General features: G+C 59.7%; 23 protein-coding genes and 1 pseudogene. 5 read left to right on the forward strand and 19 right to left on the reverse strand.

What is annotated here, in order from left to right; genetic code table 11:
* Positions 1–277: 277 nt before the first annotated feature.
* Positions 278–484 (reverse strand): hypothetical protein, encoded by a 207-nt coding sequence (locus tag J6497_RS15620; protein ID WP_225705152.1) that lies wholly within the window; start codon positions 482–484, stop codon positions 278–280.
* A gap of 64 nt (positions 485–548) precedes the next feature.
* Here J6497_RS15620 and J6497_RS41965 point away from each other — a divergent pair.
* Positions 549–674, forward strand: a pseudogene (locus J6497_RS41965) (DUF1353 domain-containing protein); the annotation flags it as partial.
* Positions 675–887: 213 nt separating this feature from the next.
* On the opposite strand, the gene J6497_RS15630 reads toward J6497_RS41965, so the two are convergent.
* The 5 genes from J6497_RS15630 to J6497_RS15650 all read right to left on the reverse strand — a co-directional run bounded on the left by J6497_RS15630 (position 888) and on the right by J6497_RS15650 (position 6,126).
* The gene (locus J6497_RS15630; RefSeq protein ID WP_249793582.1) at positions 888–2,060 is read right to left on the reverse strand and encodes a tyrosine-type recombinase/integrase; all 1,173 of its coding nucleotides are present in this window, start codon (positions 2,058–2,060) and stop codon (positions 888–890) included.
* A gap of 1,073 nt (positions 2,061–3,133) precedes the next feature.
* The gene (locus J6497_RS15635) at positions 3,134–4,090 is read right to left on the reverse strand and encodes a tyrosine-type recombinase/integrase (RefSeq protein ID WP_376708214.1); all 957 of its coding nucleotides are present in this window, start codon (positions 4,088–4,090) and stop codon (positions 3,134–3,136) included.
* Between the two features lie 57 nt (positions 4,091–4,147).
* Positions 4,148–4,444, reverse strand: coding sequence for a HigA family addiction module antitoxin (locus J6497_RS15640; protein WP_225705153.1), 297 nt, complete (start codon positions 4,442–4,444; stop codon positions 4,148–4,150).
* 142 nt (positions 4,445–4,586) lie between these two features.
* Positions 4,587–4,901 (reverse strand): type II toxin-antitoxin system RelE/ParE family toxin, encoded by a 315-nt coding sequence (locus J6497_RS15645; RefSeq protein WP_283844548.1) that lies wholly within the window; start codon positions 4,899–4,901, stop codon positions 4,587–4,589.
* Positions 4,902–5,202: 301 nt separating this feature from the next.
* Positions 5,203–6,126, reverse strand: a complete 924-nt coding sequence (locus J6497_RS15650; protein ID WP_225705154.1) for a DMT family transporter — start codon at positions 6,124–6,126, stop codon at positions 5,203–5,205.
* Between the two features lie 155 nt (positions 6,127–6,281).
* Between J6497_RS15650 and J6497_RS15655 the strand changes: the two genes are divergently transcribed.
* Positions 6,282–6,656, forward strand: coding sequence for a winged helix-turn-helix transcriptional regulator (locus J6497_RS15655; RefSeq protein WP_225705155.1), 375 nt, complete (start codon positions 6,282–6,284; stop codon positions 6,654–6,656).
* 307 nt (positions 6,657–6,963) lie between these two features.
* Here J6497_RS15655 and J6497_RS41970 read toward each other — a convergent pair whose 3' ends face one another.
* The 7 genes from J6497_RS41970 to J6497_RS15690 all read right to left on the reverse strand — a co-directional run bounded on the left by J6497_RS41970 (position 6,964) and on the right by J6497_RS15690 (position 11,278).
* Complete coding sequence (locus J6497_RS41970) at positions 6,964–7,536, reverse strand: SEC-C metal-binding domain-containing protein (protein ID WP_376708215.1); 573 nt, start codon at positions 7,534–7,536, stop codon at positions 6,964–6,966.
* Between the two features lie 129 nt (positions 7,537–7,665).
* Complete coding sequence (locus J6497_RS15665; RefSeq protein WP_225705156.1) at positions 7,666–7,920, reverse strand: hypothetical protein; 255 nt, start codon at positions 7,918–7,920, stop codon at positions 7,666–7,668.
* A 38-nt stretch (positions 7,921–7,958) separates the two neighbouring features.
* A complete protein-coding gene (locus tag J6497_RS15670; protein ID WP_225705157.1) occupies positions 7,959–8,411 on the reverse strand; it encodes an ester cyclase in 453 nt (150 codons plus the stop codon).
* A gap of 101 nt (positions 8,412–8,512) precedes the next feature.
* A complete protein-coding gene (locus J6497_RS15675) occupies positions 8,513–9,328 on the reverse strand; it encodes an alpha/beta fold hydrolase (RefSeq protein ID WP_225705158.1) in 816 nt (271 codons plus the stop codon).
* A gap of 201 nt (positions 9,329–9,529) precedes the next feature.
* Positions 9,530–9,964, reverse strand: coding sequence for an Ada metal-binding domain-containing protein (locus J6497_RS41975; protein ID WP_225705241.1), 435 nt, complete (start codon positions 9,962–9,964; stop codon positions 9,530–9,532).
* 388 nt (positions 9,965–10,352) lie between these two features.
* Positions 10,353–10,619, reverse strand: coding sequence for an HGGxSTG domain-containing protein (locus J6497_RS15685; RefSeq protein WP_225705159.1), 267 nt, complete (start codon positions 10,617–10,619; stop codon positions 10,353–10,355).
* Positions 10,616–11,278, reverse strand: a complete 663-nt coding sequence (locus J6497_RS15690; RefSeq protein ID WP_225705160.1) for a hypothetical protein — start codon at positions 11,276–11,278, stop codon at positions 10,616–10,618. The genes J6497_RS15685 and J6497_RS15690 overlap by 4 nt, the downstream gene beginning before the upstream one ends.
* A gap of 581 nt (positions 11,279–11,859) precedes the next feature.
* Here J6497_RS15690 and J6497_RS15695 point away from each other — a divergent pair.
* Positions 11,860–12,552, forward strand: a complete 693-nt coding sequence (locus tag J6497_RS15695) for a hypothetical protein (RefSeq protein WP_225705161.1) — start codon at positions 11,860–11,862, stop codon at positions 12,550–12,552.
* A gap of 148 nt (positions 12,553–12,700) precedes the next feature.
* On the opposite strand, the gene J6497_RS15700 is transcribed toward J6497_RS15695, so the two are convergent.
* The 3 genes from J6497_RS15700 to J6497_RS15710 are packed head-to-tail and all read right to left on the reverse strand — an operon-like array spanning position 12,701 to position 15,506.
* Complete coding sequence (locus J6497_RS15700) at positions 12,701–13,984, reverse strand: TRAP transporter large permease (protein ID WP_225705162.1); 1,284 nt, start codon at positions 13,982–13,984, stop codon at positions 12,701–12,703.
* A gap of 15 nt (positions 13,985–13,999) precedes the next feature.
* Entirely contained in the window at positions 14,000–14,488 is a 489-nt protein-coding gene (locus J6497_RS15705) for a TRAP transporter small permease (protein ID WP_225705163.1), read from the reverse strand.
* A 25-nt stretch (positions 14,489–14,513) separates the two neighbouring features.
* Positions 14,514–15,506 (reverse strand): C4-dicarboxylate TRAP transporter substrate-binding protein, encoded by a 993-nt coding sequence (locus J6497_RS15710; protein ID WP_225705164.1) that lies wholly within the window; start codon positions 15,504–15,506, stop codon positions 14,514–14,516.
* 161 nt (positions 15,507–15,667) lie between these two features.
* Here J6497_RS15710 and J6497_RS15715 point away from each other — a divergent pair, with 161 nt between their 5' ends.
* Entirely contained in the window at positions 15,668–16,675 is a 1,008-nt protein-coding gene (locus tag J6497_RS15715; RefSeq protein WP_225705165.1) for a GntR family transcriptional regulator, read from the forward strand.
* Between the two features lie 61 nt (positions 16,676–16,736).
* Here the strand turns inward: J6497_RS15715 and katE are convergent, their stop codons facing one another.
* On the reverse strand, positions 16,737–18,851 hold the full coding sequence (katE, locus tag J6497_RS15720) for a catalase (protein WP_225705166.1): 2,115 nt from the start codon (positions 18,849–18,851) through the stop codon (positions 16,737–16,739).
* A 238-nt stretch (positions 18,852–19,089) separates the two neighbouring features.
* Here katE and J6497_RS15725 point away from each other — a divergent pair, with 238 nt between their 5' ends.
* On the forward strand, positions 19,090–19,311 hold the full coding sequence (locus J6497_RS15725; RefSeq protein ID WP_225705167.1) for a hypothetical protein: 222 nt from the start codon (positions 19,090–19,092) through the stop codon (positions 19,309–19,311).
* 142 nt (positions 19,312–19,453) lie between these two features.
* Here the strand turns inward: J6497_RS15725 and J6497_RS15730 are convergent, their stop codons facing one another.
* Both J6497_RS15730 and J6497_RS15735 read right to left on the reverse strand, forming a co-directional pair.
* The gene (locus J6497_RS15730; RefSeq protein ID WP_225705168.1) at positions 19,454–19,789 is read right to left on the reverse strand and encodes a divalent metal cation transporter; all 336 of its coding nucleotides are present in this window, start codon (positions 19,787–19,789) and stop codon (positions 19,454–19,456) included.
* Between the two features lie 48 nt (positions 19,790–19,837).
* Entirely contained in the window at positions 19,838–20,902 is a 1,065-nt protein-coding gene (locus J6497_RS15735; RefSeq protein WP_225705169.1) for a UDP-glucuronic acid decarboxylase family protein, read from the reverse strand.
* Between the last annotated feature and the right edge of the window lie 6 nt (positions 20,903–20,908).

A 20,908-nucleotide genomic window follows, 5' to 3' on the forward strand; every position in this document is an offset into this window, starting at 1 on the left:
TCAAGGCCACACGCGAGGAACGTCGAGGGCCAGATAACGCAAATCCGCGACGATCTTGCGCCTCTTGGATCATCCGATGAGCCAGCGCCCCTTATGGATATTGAACTTCACCAAGCCGTCCTCTCGCATTTTCAACAGGAGGGATTGGCAAGTTTCCTCATTCGCGACATTGGCGCGTTTCATGACTTCGTAGACTTTAAGCGGCTTCTCGCGGAGCGCGTTCAGGATATTTTCTCGATCATTCAGCACAACGAGAGTCCTACAGTCACTAACGGAATCATTGAGGATACGAAAGCTGATCTTCCGTAACTACTCGCTCAATATTCTCTGATTTACTCTTGATGCGGTATCTAAGCCGCCCGTCTGCCTCAACCGGCATACGCCGAACGATGGTGTAAATCATCGACTGATCAGTTGCGGCACGACCTTGTGGTCCTTGCGACTGGTGGTGAACGTCTTCATTCGGCTTGTAGGCATGCGGCATCTATGTCTTCTCCTACGAGTTGGCGCTGCTCTAGCGTAGACCTCACTGTGACGCAACCGATGAAGCTAGCATACCCCCTATTTTTTGGCCGCTTATTGGTTCGCCGTTTACCGGGCCTTTCGTGAAAGCCGCCATCGTACACGATGCGTACTGCTTCTTGAAAAGTCGGGAGTGGCAAAAGGTTCGACGCCTAGTGCGCAGATCAATTGATAGTGGCCCCTTTATTCCATACCGCAGATTTCGCTTTCCGTCTGGCAGACCTCGCGACCTTGACATCGCCTCAAGTGCGACCGGCGACATTGTCGAGATCAGGAGCGCGCTCGTGGAGATCCGCGGCAAATCGATCCGCTTCCAGCACGAGATGCACAAGCGTCGACGACCATCACACGAGCTTGTAGCTGACTCAGGCCGGCGTGCCGCGCTTGATCGGCATCACCTTCTTGGGATCGAGCCAGTGGTCGATCCGATCAGCCCAATGCTGCATCAGATTCGTGCGCGAGCCGATCAGTGCGAGCGGTCCGTGCTTCTTGTAGAGACCTTCCACAGTAGAGTTGTCGAGATGCGCGAGCTGCAGCTCGACGACATCGCCATCCCATGCCTTGGCGTCCTTGATCTCTTCGTGGTGAGACAGGGTCGAGAAGGTGGTCCGGAATCCGTGGGCACAATAATCGGTCTTGGTGTCAATGCCCAGCAGCCGCAAGCGCTTGTTGAGCGTGTTGTTTGATAGCGGCGCGTCCTTCGAGCAGGAAAACGCATACCGGCGATGGCCGGTCAGCTTCTGAACGCTGCGCAGGATTGCAAGTGCCTGCCGTGACAAAGGCACGACATGGTCCCAACCGGTCTTCATTTTGGCGGCTGGAATAGTCCAGCGTTCGGCATCCCAATCGACCTCGCTCCACTCCATTTCATTGACCATGCCGGGGCGGGGAATGGTCAGCGCATCGAAGCGCAAGGCAAGGCCAACGACGTCACTAAACCTCGCTCTCGTCCACGGTGCGCTGATGAGCTTGAAGACGCGCGTCACGTCGCGTGGTTCGGTGACGCCGGGACGCGGCGTCGAAATGTTGGCAATCATCTGCCCATTCAGGTTGCGGAATGGATTGTAGCCGTCGCCTTCGACGTCGGCATAGTCGCAGATTTGCTCACCGATGCTGCGCACGCGGTCGCGGGGTTCCAGCTTTCCTTCGGCTTCGTATGAACGCATGAAAGCGAGCACGTCCGGACGCCTGATGTCCTGCCTGCACAGCTTGCCGAAACGATCCTTGACGTAGCCGACACGCAGCTCAAGCACCTCGATGGTCTTGGGGTCGCGCACCGCAACGATCCTGCCGCGTTTGACTTTCTCCACCTTCTTCTTCGCGAGCCACTCGTCGGCCCATTGCTCGAAAGGCCGGGCGGCGGCCTGCCTGTGCTTGGCGAGCTGCTTCTCGGTGCTCGGGTCTTTACCTTCCTTGAACAGGTCTTTGGCCTTGTCGCGCTCGCGCCGCGCGTCGGCGAGCGAGAACGTGCCATCCCTGCCGGTGCCGTAAGGGCCGATAGAGTAGGTTTTCTGACGGTTGTGGAAGCGGTAGCCCATCCGCCAGAGCTTGGAGGCAGCGTTGCCGGGCCTGCTCTTGTCCGAAGAGATAGAGGCCGCCGCCGGTCACGTCGGAAATCTTGGCCGGGCTCCACGCGCCGTTGTCGAATTTCGGTCGGGCGGCCCGGCAGTCGACGTCGGTCCGGATCTGCTTGGGGTTGGCGCACGCGCCATCGTTCTTGCGGGCCATCTGCTCAATTCCTTCGTTCGGAATAGCGAAAGTCGCCGTGAACGTTTGTTCTCCCGATACCAACACGGTACCAACAAAAATACCAACAAATCGGACGGCTGGGAGCGGATGAGAACAAACGATGACGAACACCGATGTACGCGCAAGGGCCTATGTTTCAAGGGTTTCCGAGCACGGCGCGGACCGTTGCGAACGCTTTGGAACGGGCTTGAACAGCCTAGTTGGTGCCCCTGGCCGGCATTGAACTTATACGTCGATATCAGTTATGAAAAATCTCCGTTGCTTTTCATAGCCTAGACTTCTCCGACGTTTTCTGTCGTTCGCTAGGGCTCTCCATTCTGCTCTTTGCTTCCGTTGACGTGGAATGCGGCTCGCCCCAATGTAGCTCCTTCGACTGCGAAGGAGGCGTAACCTTGAAACGGCGTGGTCCAGAGCTCGAAAGCGGTATCGAAATTGAACGTGGTGCGGCCGCAGATGAGTTGATGCCCCGCCATCTGAGTCGCCTCCCGTTTGCGCAGCGGTTGACCTGCACCATCGCGGAGGCCTGCGAAGTGACAGGTCTCGGGCGCACTAAGTCTTATGAACTTATCGGGGATGGTCGAGTTACCACGACGACCATCGGTCGCCGTCGGCTAGTCGTTGTTCAATCTCTGTTTGCTCTTGTTGGCGTCAATGCGACATCAGCCGACCGCGGATAGATACGCGGCTGACGACAGCCATGCGAACAGATGCGGAAGCTGACGACCCGGATACCGAATGATCATAAATTAACTCTCTGCCCGAAAAGGCAGCGAAGCGCTTTTGGACTAGAGGCCTCTTACGGATCGGTTTTGGAGGAAAACTCGCCTATTGAGTGTTATCGTAAGACAAGAGCTCTTATTGATCATCCGTGCCCGACCACATTTTCGTCGAGCCTCGAAACCAGCGGTACAACAGCCGCCCGAGCGAGATCTTCTAAGGCTGTCGAGATATATTTCGCGTAGTGCCGCTCGATCATCTTCACGGAAGTATTGTGCAATTTAGCAACGTGCTGAATAGGGAGTCGATTCCGCAAGCCACGGACGATGCTGGAATGCCGCAACGCATAAGGAATGACTTCCGGCAGCTGTGCGCGCTCGCGGATGGCGTGCCACGGGCGACTGAGCTCTGCCGTCTTCCAGGGACCGCGTTCTGACTTTCTCCAAACGATACTACCGGCCTCCTGCTCGTAGCTCCATCGCTCGAACAACGGCGCCTCTTTCGGGCGGTTTAAAATAGGCGATAGGACCTCGATGACATCTTCTCCCACCGGAACCGGGACAGAGCCGCCGTTGCCGCCACGCCCCTTGTAGGAACCTGGCACCATCAAGCGCTGCTCTTTCCGCTGTGCATCACTGACGCGCATCCGTCTTACCTGCGCGAATCGCGCGCCCGTGGCTGCAAGACACACGACAATGCGATATAGATCGCCTTCAAATCCGTGCTCACCGTCGATCTCGCGGGCGGCTCGAAGCAAGATGCCGACCTGCGCATCCGGGAGGATCTGGTTGTCTCGGGCGACAGATATCTCATCATCATCATCGATGCGCTCAGCCTTAAACCCATCTTTCACGATCGAGAGGAATGTTGGGTTTAGCTTCTTTTGTTCGGCCGATAGGCGAGGCCATGCTGCATTCAGCCCCGCCTTCAGGTCGTTTATGAGCCGCTGCTTTGTCGTGGCCTTCAATTCTACAGGAAGGTTCTCTCGCCACATCAAGAGGTCACCTTCCCGTAGCGCGTGCAGATGGATCGCGGCGAGAGAAGCGGCCTCAACTGCTTCCTGGCTACCGCGCTCTTCTTGACCAAGAACGTAGCGCCGCAAGCGGTGACCAGCAAGCCTTGGGTACAGGATGCCCGGTGCGCGCGATGTACGTAGCTCTTACACGGCCTCGTAGGACGCAATCTTCTTGATCTGCGGTGCGAGCACGTCTTCGGCCGTTTCGAGATCGAAGCGTGCCTGCATGTTCATCCAGAACGCAGCGCCGGTCTTGAAAAACTTGCCGAGCCTTAGCGCAGTGTCGGCCGTAACGGGCTTTTCTTCGCGCGCGATGCGTTCGATCCGGGTGCGCGGCACGTTCAGCGCGGCCGCGACTGCATAAGGTGTCAGCTTAAGCGGAACGAGAAATTCCTCCCGCAGGATTTCGCCGGGATGAACCGGCGGAAGTTTCTTTGCCATTTGCGATCTCCTATTCGGTGGCTGCATTCGGCCGATCTGGGCTAGAGCATGATCCGGAAAAGTGTGAAGCGGTTTTCCGAAAAGATCATGCTCAAACAATAACCTAAAGTGCGATGATGATTCATCCTCATCTCATCGCGCTTTAGTGGTAGTCGATTATCTCCACGTCTTCTGGACCCGCGTTGGTCCACCGGAACACCACCCGCCATTGATCATTAATGCGGATCGAGTGCTTACCCGCCAAACCGCCCTTAAGAGCTTCAAGGCGGTTGCCGGGAGGCGAGTTCAGGGCCTCAAGAAGGTCGGCGGAGTCCACCATGATCAGTTTTCGGCGAGCTACCCTGGCGAGATTTGCCGGGAAACCCTTCGGAACCATGCGGCCCTGAAGGATCGGCTCAGCAAATTTCCCCTTGAAGCTCCTGATCACGGGCAATACGTATCCCATCGGGATACGCATTGCAAGGCTTTCGTATCCTGATGAGATACCATTGGCAAAACGCAGCGCCTCCGGATTAAGTGCGGGCGAACAAGGGCGCTGAGCGGATGTGAGGAAGCCGAGGACTCGTTTGGCGTCGCTTGTTTGCCGAATTGGAGGACGTGCCAGGTTATGTGGCGCTCCCTATGGTATCGATTGCACTATATTCTACGACATCGCACGCTGCCGTTCCGGTTCAGGAGTGCGAGCCCGCTCGATAACTGATTGATCGCGCAGGTGGCTCGGCATTTCGCCCCATGCTGATTTGCAATTTGCCGCCGACCTAGCCGGATCTGGCAAATCCGCTCAGAGCAACCCTCCTTAGGGTCGCGTAGGCACCGCTGCCAACTAATATCCCCATGAGAACGAGTGCCATACCGGCGACTAGCTCCGCGGTTAGCGACTCTCCCAACATGACAATCCCCAGCACCATTGCAGCGATTGGATTAAGCGTCAGATATAAGACCGTGGTCGTCGGCGGTAGCCAGCGCAATGCCCACATGAAGAGCGAAAACTGCACAGCTCCAGCGATCGTCCCCAGGAACACCACCGCAATCCATCCTTTAGTACTGAGTACTGGGAGCGCTAAGCTACCCTGGCGGAGTGCGATAGCCGGCGACAAAGCCGCGACCGCGAATGCCATCGCCAATGCTGTCACGAAAAGTGGTCCATGGCGCATCAATGTTGGGCGACTGAAGACGGAATATATCGCAGCACAGAAGACACCGAGAAGCATCAACCCATCACCGACCAGGTAATTGGAATTGCCGCGTCCGAATGCAGCCGTACCAAATGCCACAACAATCCCGGAGAATGCGAGCAGAACGCCGACGACCTTGGCTGCCGTCAATGGCTCTCGTCCAAAAGCAACTGCCACAAGCAGGGTCTGAATCGGAATGGTTGCTAACCCAACCGCGCCGCGTGCCGCAGGGTTGTATTGGAGCGATGCATTGAAGGCCCAAGGAAAGAATACAAAGAAGAGAATCCCGAAAAAGGCGATCTTCACGTACTCCGACGCAGCAAGCTTGTCCCGCGGCCAGATCGTTGGAAGGACCGGCACGAAGCAGACCACCGAGATGAAGTACCGGTAGAACACCAGCGAGACCGGGTCTGTTTCACTGATAACAAAGCGCGTGGCGACAACGGCAGCTCCCGCACTCAACGCCGCCGCGGCGGCAGCAGCGTGTGCGAGCACAATCTTGTTCATGATATCGCGACGTCGATCATGCAGCCCCGCTCTATGGTAACTTTCAAATTGAAAGTTACCATAGAGAAGTCACTTTAAAAATGCAAGTCATCTCGATATAGTGTCGGAAGTGCTTTTCCGGAGAGGGTTATGCCGGGGACGGAGGTGCTTGCGCTGTGGCAAAACATGACTTTCGATCGACTTGCTCCATCGCGCGCACATTAGAACTGGTGGGCGACAAGTGGACCCTTCTCATCGTTCGCGATTTGATGTGGCACGGGAAGCGGACCTTTCAGGCGCTCCAGGACAGTGCAGAAGGCGTCCCATCCAATATCCTGTCCGAACGGCTCAGGAGACTTGCAAAATGGGGTTTGGTGCGACGCGATGCCTACCAGCAAAGGCCAGCTCGATACGCGTATCATCTAACCGAACAAGGAAAATCTTTGGAACCCGTTTTGCTGGAAATCATGGCATGGGGCCACCAGTACCTCGGCGGTGGCCGCTACGACCCAAAGTCAGGTAAGAGCTGGAAACCGGGCGTCGGGCCGTAGAGCGTGCCGCGCGCGAGCGCTTGACGCGTTCGAACGTGCGAGACCCGGGTTGAACTCCGTACGGATGTGGTCGCCGCCGCTACATGGACGGCACTGCGGGCGCGCCTTGATTTTTGCTGCGGCCGACCAGCCCTGAAACGAGACTCGAGCGGGGTCTTCGGGAAAACAGGTTTGGGTGGTCATGCTGAAACCCCATGAAGGTCAATGAGGCGCGCTTTACCCAAATTTTTCGGTAACACTTTGAAATCGTGAGATTCGTGCGCTTCCCTAGGGAGCGCCAATTCGATACAGAGGGTCGGTGCGGTCATCAGGCGGACCGGCGCCATTCTTCCGCTGTCAGAGCTTCCAGCTCAGCGAAATATTTCTCATTCGGATCCCGGTCGGACTTCGGGTCACCCGATTTGATCTCGCGCATCAGATCGTTGAGGTGTCCGGCAAGCACCGAGCCGATCGCATGAACAGCTTCGTGACGATCCAGCCCCTCGGACATCAGTCGCTGGGCCGTGCGTCGCACTGGCAGCTCGGCATCCGCAATCTGGCTCTCGACCACGACGTGAACAACAGCATGCACTTGCTCGCGCGGGAGGCGGATTCCCGCACGTCGGTGATACTCCAATACAAGATCGATCCGTTCTTGTTCGTCCAGCGCAAGCCACTGCTCCGGGGGTGGCTCCGTGAATGGATCATACCCCCGGATCGTCGCTCCTTTCGCTTGCTCAAGCGTGGATCGGGCGGCTTCCTGCGCCTGAGGATCAACTTGGTGCAAGCCGGATGACGGCCTGTTCAGGACTTGTGAATTGAGACAGCACTTCTTGAACTTCTTGCCGCTGCCGCAGGGGCAGGGGTCGTTTCGTCCCACACCTTTGTACAAATTGACCATGGGAGCGCCAGCGACAGAACCCGTACCGACACATTCTCTTCCGAGCGAAGAGACAATATGGACTGGCCGCGTCAGCCAAGCAACCCCAGGCAAATTGCGCAGCAGCCGTCTGCGTTTTCGCTCACCGTCTCAGTTTGCTGAGACCAAATTCTGTCCAAAGCGAGCCGAAGCTGTATTGGCCATCGGGTCATTTGGGTCAGCGGCTTGCGCCGTCCGGTTCTCCATCATCTCGACGGAATCCCTTGGGCGAATGCTCTTCATCATTGAAATCATGAAGGAGAGGTTGACCTCGTCGGGGCTCCCGCCGCTCACGCTGGCCCTTACCAATTGCCGGAGGATGCCATCCATTGCTTCGCGATCGGTTGCCCCCAGCGCGTTCGCCATGGGAGGGGTTTTGTCCCTCCCCGACAAATCATCACTCGTTACGCTGCCTTTTTCAGGATTCCAAGTTGCTGGAGCGCCGTTGCTCCGTCGTCAAGACCGCTTTCCTCAACAATCTTGCCGTCTTTTACGCGGATAACCGTCGTTCCCGTAAAATGCATCTTCTTACCGGATTTTGCTGGCAGCGAACCCGTGACGAAATCGTCGAAAGCAGGACCGGTATGTGTCCCGCCGCCTTCCCAGCGTCCAACCACCAGATCACCCTCCGCTATGAGGTCTGCCGCACCCCAGAATTTGAGATCGGGGAATGCTTGCCGGAAGCCGGTGATGAATTTTTTCACTTCGTCGCGACCGCGACGCGGTTTGTGCAGCGAATACTGAAGAAGCATATCCGGTGCAGCAAGTTCGTCGATGATATTGGGATTCCAGGGATTGCCCCAAAACCCTTCGAACCAACGGGCAACGATCGCCTTGTTCTCCTCTTCCTTTGACATGATAGGCATTCCTCTACTTGATTTGCGTTGACTAAGGGGAAAAGCGCCGATCTTTGATCCGAGCTTCACCGGTTGAAGTTGCGTTCGACCTGCCGGCCTTCTTAAGTCGCGTTGATCTGCTCGTCCGCGGCCTCACGACGGGGCCACACTGGGTTCCGCCCCGCATCCAGTGCCTTCTTACGTTGATCTCCCAGATCGCCTCCCGCGATCAGGATGTTTCTCGCCAGTTCGTCAGGCTGTGAGAAATAGGCCGAGTGGCTGGCGCCGATGCTCAACAGAAAGTCACAAGGGGTCGCCGTGTACATCCGCCGCTGAAACGGCGCCGAGATGGCTCGGTCTTGGCTGAGCTCTATGTATACCTTCGGCACGCTTCCGAAATTTGCGGATGTTGTGCGGATGGCGGTGTTAGTAGGACTGTTCGGTCCGCGTGGCTCCGGAGTAAGTAAGGTGTAGGCCAGAGCAACATCCTCGTCCGAACAATCATGATAGATTGACTCGCGATAAATCTCCGGACGGATCATGTCCCAACCTTCTTGCTCGTTGAAATCCACGTTGGGCCACAAGACTGAGTCAGGATCGGTCCAATCCAACAACCGAACTCCGTTTGGGAGCAGGACGGCGGCAAGATAGACGAGCGTGTGAATTTTCCTTGGACGTGCCTCCACCGCCTGCGTAGCCTGGAGACCGGCTCGGCTATGCGCCACGATCACGACTGGCTCATCCTGTTCGTCGAGGACTTTTGTGATCGTGTCCACATAGTCCTGCATGGTGATCTTTCCCGGCGATCGCCAATCTCGACCGTGGGCCGGCATGTCTGGTGCGATCACTCTGTGACCAGCCAATCGCAGACGTGGGATAATTTTGTACCAGCACCATGATCCGTGCCAAGATCCGTGTATGAGAACGTATGTACTCATTTAGTCAGTCCTCCATTTCGTTCGCTCTCATGTGTCCTCCATTTCACATCTCCGTCGCTAAAGTTCGGAAACGAGAGATGCCCGCTCCATGGTCACTGGGTTTGCCCGCGACCTCACATGTGGAGAACGAATGTTGGATTTCCATGTTCCGATTGCGCGCGTTGGTTTCTCGAATTCAAAAGCAAGAAATAAGCCGCCGTTCTACTTGCGTCGCCGTGACCGCCTAATTTGCAGTCTGCTATTCGCGTAGGCCCTCGGTGTCATGCCAACGGTGGCCTTGAAGATGCGGTGGAAATGGAATCGGCTCATACCTGCGTGGCGCGCCAGCGCATCAAGTGATGGTGCGGAGTCGCTGCTTTCAATCAATTGGCGCGCGGCTTCGATAGCTGCGGCGTGTCTTGCGTTCGCCGACGGCCCATTCGGAGAGCATCGCTTGCATGGACGATACCCGGCACGTTCCGCTGCCGCGCAGTCACCAAAGAAGCGCACGTTTTCCCTTCGCGGCAGCCGAGCACCGCAGCTAGGGAGGCAATAGATTCCGGTAGTTAAAACGGCGCGCAGAAACAATCCATCGGCGCTACGATCACGCCGCAAGACTGCTCTCCAACGCTCATCGTCGGTCGAGAAGGGTGGCACGTCAAAACGTTTTTGATTGCCCAAACGATCAGACTAGCTTACCAAACTCGGCTCTATTGAAAAGTGCCAATTCCAAAAACGACTTAGAGCCAATGCGGATCATGTGGAAGTTGCGCCGAGTGACGCAGGCATGCATCTCATCGGCTGGTTAGCATCCGGTACGGCGGATCACCTCGTTGCGGCTCGCGCTCGCGACTACGATTGCTTCATCCGACCCTTGTCGTGGTCTACGTTGAGGACGGCACCTAGCGCCGATGACACCGGCCGTCCCGGCTGCGGCGGATGCCGAGACTGTCGCTAGACTAAGTGCATCCGCGCGCTGGACAAAAAACATGTGCTGGCAATCTACAAGCGTATGCCGGTAAAAAACTGGCGAAAGTAGTTTCATTCACTCCATCTCTTCCAGCAACCTCCGCGCTTCACCCAACAACGCCCGAATCTGCCTTCGCTCGCCGATCGCATCCCTGGTGAACAGGCCGTGCTTGCGCGCGTTCTGGTTTGACATTGGCGCGCCGGATCCCTGTGCGCCGCCGTGCATGCGGCAGCGCTTCTTGCCGTGCACCGCCGGCGAGCGGCACGCGCCACTGGTGCGGGTTTTGGCGCCGCAACGCGGGCTCGCCAGCATCGGGGCGGTATTTCTGGTGTGATCGCTCATGCCTGTGCTTCCCGCTTGGCGTTAGCGGAATCGGGGCCTCGCTTGGAGCCTGCGGCCTTCGACGCCTTCCGCGCTGCGGAGGCCCGGTTCTTGTCGGAAACGATCACGCTCGCATGCTGCGTGACGTTGCCGACGATGGCCTTGCCGCCGTCCTCCACCTTCACGTTCTGCACGGTGATGGCGGGCTCGCCATGGCTCCGGTAGCGGTTGAGCGCCTCGATCTGGGCGGGAAAGGTGCGCGCGAGCCTGCCCAATGCGCGCGCGGCGCTGTCGTGCTGGGCGAGGTCGTCGCTACTTGCGAGGTGATGGGCACATCGCATCGCCATCACATGAACCGAAACCATCTGCGCCACCAGCATGGCCTCGACGGAATCCCTTGGGCGAATGCTCTTCACCATCGAAATCATGAAGGACAGGTTGACCTCGTCGGGGCTCCCGCCGCTCACGCTCGCCCTGACCAATTGCCGGAGGATGCCCTCCATCGCTTCGCGATCGGTTGCCCCCAGCGCGTTCGCCATGAGCTGTTCGCCGAGCTCCGGATCGGGATGGTCGATGGAGAAGCCCTGTGATGAGAGCCTTATCCGCGGGGCTGCGGCAGCTTTGGTGGGGTCGGTTGCGGCGGTCGTCTTTGGCATAGCGAGGCTTGGGGCGGTGTTCATGTCGAGACTCCCTGGCACGCGCGCGGCAAGCGCGCGCGGTTCGGCCACGCGCGGGCCATCGTTCGCCGCGCGGCGCCGGTTGCAATTTCAGTTGTGAGTGAGGATTCCTGGACCGCAGTCGCAACCGACGCGCCCGCTATTGCGGACCGACGGGCGTTACAGGATTGCGGGATGATGAAGGAATGCCCCTGATTTGCCCGACGTGTCAAGTTGCTGTTCGCGCGCCCGGGGCCGCCTGCACCTTTGCATGGGGTTGTTTTCGATGTTTTGGGAGCGCGCACCTCCGACGGGGAGTTCTCCAACGTCACCCGCAGGCAAAGGCACGGTGCGATACGCATCGGTAGCGGGTATCGAGTTGCAGCGGGATGCGTTCGATCCGGGTGCGCGGCACGTTCAGCGCAGCCGCGCGGCTGTTCAGGCTGAGCGGTCACCTGCGGACCAGGAAAGAGGTGAACTCTTGCAAAACCCATTGGCGTGCCCAATCTTGCGCGTCGAGACCGGGCAATGAACGCGCACTGAGCCGGGACCCCTTGCCGCGGGTCGGGGCGCGGCGTCGATTGGAGAGAGTGCCGAGAATTACGATGAGCCGGAAGAATCAGGTTCCACTAGGCGATCGCGTTGCTAAAGCAGCCGAAGAGGCACTTGCCGTCCGGCACTTTGTCAGCGCCACCGACATCCTCGTCGGGATCGGGTGGCTTGATCCCGGAGCGGTCGAGCGCTGGCAGCGCGGGCAGGTCGATTGCCTGGAGGAAGTTGTCCAGGTCGATCCAGCGCGCATCTCGGAAGCCATGCAGCTATTCCAGTCCTGGGCGACCGCGAAAGAGCTGATCGCAAGCCCGACAGCCTATGTTGACCGCACACCGCAACGCCGGGAGCTGCGCTTCAGTCGAAGCGGAGATCCTGGGATCGAGACGTCATATCGGACACATTGGGTGTCGCCGGAACTCTCCGAGGCGAAGCGCGAACGCCTGGTGGAGAAGGCAAGCCGCGGCCCGGAACTGGTGGTCATCCAGCCATTGAACAGGGAGTGGACATGCCATCGGTGCGGCGGCACCGGCGATCTCCTGATGATGGAGGAGCCCGGCCCGGCGTGCCTGCACTGCGTTGGCCTCGATGATCTCGAATTTCTGCCGGCGGGGGATGCCCTGCTCACGCGGCGCGCGAAGGCGAACAGTACCGGATATGCCGTCGTCGTACGCTTCAGCAGAACTCGCCGCCGCTACGAACGGCAGGGCCTGCTGGTCGAGCCTCGCGCCCTTGCGGATGTGCGGTGATCGCGCACTGACGCTGGCTTGACCTGTGCGGCGAGGATGGCCGCTCGCGACAAAAGAAACGCCTGTCGGTTCAAGTGGTGCACGTCGTGCCAACGGAGAAGAGCCGGCCGATCGGGGAGACGACATCGCTGTCGCCAAGCGCGCTGCTTCACGGGTTGAACAATAGGTTGGGAAGAAAGAGCACAAGGTCAGGCAGTAACACCAATGCGAGGGTTACCAGCGCAACCGCCACGAAGAAGGCGATCGACTCGCGCGTGTACTCACCGATCGAGGTACGCAGAATCGAGCAGACTGCGTACATGGCGGCACCGACCGGCGGTGTGAAGTTTCCGATCGTCGCCGCAATGATGAACACCAAGCCAAAGTGGACCGGATCCCCTCCGAGCTGCTCGATCAGCGGCAGGAATATCGGGGTCAACATGATGATCAGCACCGTGCTGTCGATCACGAATCCGGCGATCAGCAGGAAGACGACAATCAGGATCATCACCAGCTGCAGGTTCTCGGTCAGGCCGAGGATCGCTTGCGAGATCTGGTCTGCAACCTGCTCGTAAACGATCCCGTAGCTGATGATAGCAGACAGCGCGATAAGGAACATGACCGCGCCAATATCGGCGAGGCTTCCCTCCAGCGCATCGAGGAATGAGGCGCGGGTCAGCTTCCTGTGCAGTGCTACGCCGACCACGACGGCGTAGACGACAGCGAAAGCGCCGATCTCGGAAGGCATGAAGACACCGGCGCGAAGCCCCACCAGGAGGAACACCGGGAAGAGCAGCGCCCAGATGCCGCCGCGCAGCGCACTTCCGACCTCCGCGAGAGAGGGCCGTTCCGTGCGTTCTAGCGGGTAGCCACGACGGCGCGCAGTGATCGCGACCGCGATGCCGAGCGCGATCCAGAGGAGCATGGCAGGCACGAAGCCAGCGGCGAATAGCCGGCCGATCGAGACCTGGCCGATGGTGCCGTATAGGATCATGCCGATGCCGGGCGGAATTATTGGCGTCAGCAGCGATCCGAAGGATAGAACGCCCGCGGCGAATCCCTTGGACATGCCACGCTCGAGCATGGCGCTACCGAGCATGCGAGCCTGCATGGCTGCGTCCGCAATCGCGGATCCAGAGACGCCTCCCATCAGCGCCGCGAGCGCCAGCGAGACTTGCCCGAGCCCGCCGCGAAGTCGGCCTGTCATCACCGAGGCGAGCTTGAGGAGCTCCTCTGTGATGCCCGACTTGTTGAGGAAGTTTCCGGCGATGATAAAGAGCGGAACCGCGAGCAGCGCGAAATTCTGCGTCTGCGAAACCGTCACCTGCACGGGAATCGTGAAGGGCAGCTCCGGGTTCTGCAAAAAAAAGAGTGTGCCAGAAATTCCGATCGCGAAGGCGACCGGCATACCCATGAGAACAAGGAGCGTGAAGCCGACGGCGACGAGGAGCATGGATCCACCCGCTTCTTAGGTCGTCGGCGCCGGGGCGATCGCGGACGTGCGACGGAGCTCCAGGGCTTTGATGATCGTCGTGATGAGCAGGAGCACTGCGCCGACCGGCAGGCTCATGGCGATCCAGGAATAGCTGACCTCCGGAATTCCCTGGAAGCTGCGCGCGCGGCTGACCCAGGACAGCCGGAGCCCGGCCCAGATCACGTAAACCAGGAAGCCGCCGATGATCACGTAATTGATCCAGGTGATCGTGCGCCGCGCCTCGTCCGAGAGGCGCTCCGTCACGAGCCCGATCGCCATCAGGCCACCGTTCCGCCATGCGATGTCGGCGCAGAGAAAACAGGCCCACGCGAATAGACAGGTCGCGAGGTCGGTGGTCCAGTTGAGCGGCATATGGGCGAGCCGCGCCACGCCACCAAGGAAGATGAGAAGCACCATAGCGACCAGAAATGCACCGGCGACGATCGCCTCGGCGCGACAGAGCACGCGATAGGCATTCCTCATCTTCAGGCCTCCCTGGGGTGCGCTGCTAGCGACCGATCTCGGCCTCAATGGCCTTTTTCACATCCATCAATCCGAGTTTTTCGTAAGCGCCGTTCCCTGCTTGCTTGAAGGCAGCAAGGTCGACGTCCTCGACGATTGTCATCCCGCGGCTCTTGAGCTGGTTCTTCACGTTGGTTTCGGAGGCGAGAATCTTCTCGGAGGTCTCGCGGCCGGCCTTTCTACATTCCTCGACCAGCACCGTCTGATATTCGGTCGGCAGGCTGTCGAAGAATTTCGACCCGACCACCTGGAAGTTCACCAGCATGATGTGCTTGGTCTCGTTGGCGAATTTCAGCACCTCGTAGAAGCGGCCGCTGGGGATGTTGTTGTAGACGAGTTCAACGCCGTCGATGGCGCGCTGCTGCAGAGCTGGATACATGTCGCCGAAGGCCATCGCGGTCGGCGCCGCGCCCAGCGCACGGATCGATTCCTGCCAGATCGGAGCAGGCGGCGTGCGGATACGCAGACCGGCCAGATCAGCCGGCTTCTTGACCGGCGTGTTCGTGAAGAAGTGGCGATAGCCCTGAACCCAGTCGAAGCATACGACCTTGAGACCGTGCTGCTTTGCGAGTTCGTCTGTTGCCTTGGTGATGGTTGGTGACTTGCCGAGCTTCTCGACATCGTCGAGCGAAGTCGCAAAATACGGGCCATTAACCACGGCGAGGCTTTTGACGTAATTACCGAGACGCGCCGCGTCGGTGTTCTGGCCGATCGCGGCGCCTTGCCGCATCTGCTCGATGATGTCCTCCTCCACGCCGAGTTGCGCGGAGTGAAAGACCTGAATCTTGAGGCCGCCTTTCGTGCGTTGCTCGACGCGCTTGGCCCAGTCCTGGAAACCCCGATGGAAGGGCTCGTTGGGTCCAAGCACGTGGTTCAGGCGCAGCGTGAAAGTCTGCTGGGCATCGGCGGCGGGAGAGCTGGCGAACAACGCAGCCAGTGCGCCGCCAAGCACGGCGGACAGGTGAGCGAGCCTTCTCATCGTCTCCTCCAATATGTTCTTGAATTGGGGCTTCATCGGCCCATTTTTCGCTCCTCCTGCCAAAGATGTTCAATGCATACATTGGCCAATATAATCTACGCAGGGTCAGGACAAGTTGACAAGGCCGCCTTGCAGGGCCGCGCAGCGATGAGGGGAGACCGATGATCGACAGCGGGGGCCGCCGCGTTTCACGCGTACATGCCGACGCTCCGGCGACCGGTGTCGTTCGCCTGCACGATCAGGCCTTCGAAATCCTGGCGCGGCGAATCCGCGCGGGCGCAGTTCCCGCCGGAACGAAGCTCCTGGAATCGTGGGTCGCTGCGGATTTCGGAATCAGCCGGGCCCCGGCCCGCCAGGCCTTGGCTGCCCTCGAAAAAGCGGGTCTTGCAATGCGCAGCGTGGGCCGCGGCTACGTGGTTACCGGTCTTGCGGACGCGGTGGACGGCAGCGCTCCGGCAACCGAACCGGTCCAGCTTTTGCAATCCGCAAGCTGGCAGAGCATCTACGCCGAGATCGAGACAAGCATTGTCGCCCGCACTGCGTTCGCGAGCTGGCATGTCGTTGAGGCCGAGATCGCCAAGCACTACCGTGTCAGCCGAACGGTCGCGCGGGACGTTGTCGCACGCCTCAACCAGCGCGGCATCATTCGCAAGGATGAAAGGTCGCATTGGTACGCGCCGGCGCTTACGCCCGATCACGTGACCGAGCTTTATGAGATGCGCTGGACCCTCGAACCTCTGGCGCTCGACAAGGCTGCGCCATCGCTTCCTCCCGAACTGGTGCGCGTCGCTCTGCAGTCGATCGAAGAAGCGATCAGCCGTGCCGAGACTCTCACGGGCTCTGATCTCGATGCGCTGGAAGCCGAACTCCACGTCGAGATCCTCGGATATTGCGGCCAGCAAACGCTTGTCGAGGCGTTGCGATCATACCAATCGCTCCTGGTCGCGCATAGTTTCCTCTATCGTTGGCTGCCGCCGCTCTATCCATCGGAGCCCTTCCTTCCCGAGCATTTGGTTGTACTGCAAGCACTCAACAAGGGCCGTCGGAAGGGCGCGGTCGCGGCTCTCCGAGCGCATCTGCAGGCCTCGCTGGCGCGCGCTCTCCATCGAATCGAAGCCGTTGCTGCGGAATTTGAGCCGGAGCCCCTTCCGTATCTGCGGCCATATTGACCCGCGTGCTCCTGGTGGTGCACGAATGCGGCCGACTCGTTGTTCTTTCGAGGCCGCCAGGTCACACCGAGTGAACGTGTGGCTCGCGTGTCCAGAACCGCAATTCGCCGCAGCTCTGGATGAATCGGTCAGCGTCCCCAGGCGCTGACAGCAGGAAACAGCCTGCATCGGGTGTCGCTCCCGCCTTGTCGAGCAGCGGTTTCGCCGCATCGACGTACGCGATGAATTTCGCGTGGGCGAAGGCGTCAGCAACGAAATCGCGCGCCGTGGCTTCGACGCCGAGCCGCCTTGCTCCGTCCGGAGAGAGTAGGATCGCGACGGCATCGTAGAGAACTGAAGGGCCGCCGTTGATCTTCTGCTTGGCCGGCCGAACGCTGCCGTCAGAAGCCTTGAAGCCGCCCACGGCCGGCGCAACGATCTCCGTGAGCGCGCCGCGGCGCGCGGCAGCGGAAGTGAGCGCGTCGAGCATGCCGGCGTCGGCGCCGTCGCTGACGAGCACGCCGAGCTTGCGGCCTTTGAAATCCTTGGGCCCGTTCTGCACGATGCTGAGAGCAGGTGAAGGCGGCAGATCCTGGATCACGGGGCGGGCAGGCTGAGCCGCCGTCGGCAATTCGATGCCGAGGCCAGCGGCCACGCCGCGCGCCAGTTCCATATCGACATTCATGAGATGCGAGACCATGCGCGAGCGGATCGCGGGCGTCTCGACCTTGCTGAGCTCGAAAGTAAAGGCGTCCTTGATGTGCGTCTGTTCGACTTGCGTTTGGCTGACGTAGAACTGCCTCGCCTGGCTGTAGTGATCCGCGAACAGTTCGCCGCGCACCCGCAGCTTCTCGCCTGCTTCCGGCGACGGAAACGAATGAAACCCGCGCTCGGGCGTCTCGCGCGGTCCGCCAGCTACACCGCCCCATGAATTGGGTTCGTAATTGGCGCGCCCCTTGGGATTGTAGAGGGCCATGTGTCCGTCCTGCTGCAGGGTGTGAAAAGGACACTTGGGTGCGTTGATCGGCAGATGCGTGAAGTTCGGGCCGCCGAGCCGCTTCAGCTGGGTGTCGAGATAGGAGAAGTTGCGGCCCTGCAGCAGGGGATCGTTGGTGAAGTCGATGCCGGGCACCACATTGCCGGTATGGAAGGCGACCTGCTCGGTCTCGGCGAAGAAGTTGTCGACCGTACGATCCAGCACCAGCCGGCCGACACGCCGGACAGGGATGCGTTCCTCGGGGATGATCTTGGTCGGATCGAGGACGTCGAACTCGAACTCATTGGCGAATTTGTCATCGAAGAGCTGCAGCCCGAGCTCCCATTCGGGATAATTGCCCGATTGGATCGCGTCCCAGAGATCCCTTCGATGGAAATCCGGATCTGCGCCATTCAGTTTCACCGCCTCGTTCCACGCCACAGATTGCATGCCGAGCTTCGGTTTCCAGTGAAACTTGACGAAGGTCGACTTGCCGTCGTCGTTCACCAGCCGGAACGTATGAACACCGAAACCTTCCATGAAGCGGAAGGAGCGCGGAATGGTTCGGTCCGACATAATCCACAGCGCCATGTGGATGGACTCGGGCATCAGCGAGATGAAATCCCAGAAATTATCATGCGCCGTCTGCGCCTGCGGAAAACCGCGATCGGGTTCCTGCTTGGCGGCATGGATGATGTCGGGAAATTTGATGGCGTCCTGGATGAAGAAAACGGGGATGTTGTTGCCGACGATGTCCCAGTTGCCTTGCTTGGTGTAGAGCTTGACTGCAAAGCCGCGCACGTCACGGGCAAGATCGGCCGAACCCTTGTTGCCGGCCACCGTCGAGAACCTGACGAACGCCGGCGTCCGCTCGCCGGCACGCAGGAAGATGTCGGCCTTGGTCAAGTCGGCCAGCGATTGATAGGTCTCGAAGAACCCATGCGCCCCAAATCCGCGCGCATGCACCACCCGCTCGGGAATGCGTTCGTGGTCGAAATGGAAGATCTTCTCGCGGAAGTGAAAGTCCTCCATCAATGTCGGGCCACGGGCGCCGACCTTCAGGCTGTTCTGGTCGTCGGCGATGGGCGCACCCTGCTGTGTCGTGAGGGTTGGTACCTCGCCTTCGGCAACCTGGTGGGTTTCGCCGCCCCGGCCGCGGCGAATGGTGGCATCGGCCATGTGCGCGGGATCGAGTTTGTCGAGTTCGGTGGAGCCAGCCATGACGCCTCGCAATACTATCCAGAGGAATCGTTGAGTTTGACGTTATCTGTGGTTCGAACGCCGGGCGCCAAATAACGATCATTTCTCACGGAAAAAATCTTTGCGAGGTCGGCGGAGCCCGTAACCCAAGTTAAGCTTCCTGGCGCTCGGCGTCCTTGAGTGATCCGCAGGGATAAGAACCTCGCGCACCGCGCCGCGTTTGTCCTGCGAGACCGTGCAACAGGCAAGGTATTCGATCATGACAAAGGCTAGCGGAAAACATCTCGGCCCTGGAACAAGGGCCAAAGGAAAGGGCGACGGGCGCGGCGGCCTGACGAATATGCAGGATCAGTCGGTCGGCGAGAATGAGGTGCTTTCAAATCGCGACAAAGCTGAACACTCCTCCGATCGCGGGCAGGATAGCAAGTGGGCCCAGACCGAACAGTTCCAGGATCATGCAGCCAATAAGGGACGTGGCTGAGGGGAACGTGGTTGGTCGGTGCGAGGGAGACCGACATGAGCAGTGATGGCAAACGCGAACAACTGTGGGGTCTCGCTTGGCCGCGCGCTAAGTGAATTCTTCCAGCTGAGTACCTGGCAGAGATCATACGCAGCGCCGATTGTCATGACCGGGACCGCCAGAAAGCCGACGGCGATGATGCCGACGCTGAACAGCGTGGCGGTGGCGTCGCCGGCGGGGGCGCTTTGGCCGCTTGGGCAGCCGTCTCGATCTCGGCCTGTCCCGCCTGGTGCAGGGTGGCGCCTGTCGACAAGATGATGAAGTACATGATGATATTCGAGAACGCCATGCCGACCAGGATGTCGCGCCGGGAGTCGGCCAGTTCGGCCCCGATCGCGGAGCAATGGTCGTCGGCCGCCCCCGTGATGATTCCGAGGCCCAACGCGCGCGTAAGTTTGGTCTCGCTCCTGCGCGACGTTGCGTCCTGGGCTGCTGCCATCGATCCGATCCATCCGCGAAGGCGTCACCCGCCCAAGCTGTCGCTGCCCTACTGCCGACTTGCGATCATTAATCGGGCGCGCGCTATGCGCGATGTGTCCCGCGAAGCGTGCGCCCGCAGCAGCACCGGCGAGGGTGTCGCAACGCGGAGCGCGAAATAGGCGATGGTCGCCCGCAGGCCGTCCTGCAGTGCGACGCGCGGGCGCCAACCGAGCGCGCGCTCGGCGGTCTCGATCACCGGCTTTCGCCGCTTGGGGTCATCTTTTGGCAGCGGCTCGAAGCGCAACGAGGAGGCCGAATTGGTGCAGGCGAGGACTTCACGCGCGACGGACTCGATGGTGATTTCCTGCGGATTGCCGAGGTTGCAGGGTCCGGTGACGGAGGGCGGACTTTCCATCAGAAGCGCGAGCCCCCGGATGAGGTCATCGATGAAGCAAAAGCTCCTTGTCTGCGTTCCCTCGCCATAGATCGTGATTGGCTCTCCGCGCAGCGCCTGCACGATGAAATTCGACACCACACGGCCATCGTTCTCAAGCATTCGTGGGCCATAAGTGTTGAAGATACGCGCCACCTTCACCTCGACGCCGTGGGTTCGCTGATAATCGAACATCAGCGTCTCCGCCGCCCGTTTCCCCTCGTCGTAGCAGGCGCGCGGGCCGATGGTGTTGACGTGGCCGAGATAGGATTCAGGCTGCGGGTGCACCTCCGGGTCGCCGTAGACTTCGCTGGTCGAGGCCTGCAGGACGCGGGCCGAGTTCTTCTGCGCGAGTTCCAGCACGTTCATCGTGCCGATCACGCAGGTCTTCATCGTTCCGATCGGGTCGGTTTGGTAGTGACGCGGTGACGCCGGGCAGGCGAGGCTGTAGATCCGATCGATATCACCTTCGATACAGAGCGGATCACGCACGTCGCATTCGACAAATCGAAAGTTCGGATGATTGAGCAACGGCCGCACATTGTCGATCGCGCCGGTGAGGAGATTGTCGACACAGATCACTCTTTCGCCCCGCTGCAGCAGCGAGTCGCAGAGATGCGAGCCGATGAAGCCGGCACCTCCGGTGACCAGCACGGTCTGGCTGCGACGGGAAGGCTGAATGCGGGTCTGAAACGTCATGGCATC

The sequence above is a fragment of the Bradyrhizobium cenepequi genome (assembly GCF_020329485.1).
GTDB lineage: Bacteria > Pseudomonadota > Alphaproteobacteria > Rhizobiales > Xanthobacteraceae > Bradyrhizobium > Bradyrhizobium cenepequi.